Here is a 518-nt window from a genome sequence, read left to right on the forward strand (position 1 = left end):
GTCGCCGCGCACTACACGGGCTTCATGCTGGACGACTTCTCGTCGGAGTTCGACCCGTACTCGCCGCAATTCGGTGAAAAATTCGCGGTGCCGAACGTGCCGGTTTCGCTGAAAGACTTCGCCGGCAATGAAGTAGAGCGCGTGTATTCAGATCAGTGGGGCATCTTCAACGGCCTGAATTATTCGACGTGGGAAGTGAATCCGCCGAACCCGACGGGTTACGCGCCGACGATGATGGTTGCCTGCATGAACGATCCGGACATGCCCGATCCGGCGCATCCCGGCCAGACCAAACGCGATCCGCTGTTCAATCCCGCGTATAGCCAGTTTTGCTACGAGATTCCGTTCATGCCCGGGCAGACACAATACATGGATACGCCTGTCGTGCCGGTCTCGGCCTTCGCCGACGGCTATAACCAGCCCGACTGTGCCTATCCCGACGCCACGCCGGCGATCTCGACGGTGACGGGCGATTCGAGCAACGGAGGAGCCGGTCCGTGGGTCAGTGCCTCGGGCCA

At 60.8% G+C, this 518-nt stretch carries 1 protein-coding gene; it reads left to right on the forward strand.

The features are described 5' to 3' along the window. On the forward strand, positions 1 to 518 hold a 518-nt coding region (locus tag HV670_RS30495; RefSeq protein ID WP_175108613.1), incomplete at both ends, for a hypothetical protein.

The sequence above is a fragment of the Pararobbsia alpina genome, from assembly GCF_902859895.1.
In the GTDB taxonomy this organism is placed as follows: domain Bacteria; phylum Pseudomonadota; class Gammaproteobacteria; order Burkholderiales; family Burkholderiaceae; genus Pararobbsia; species Pararobbsia alpina.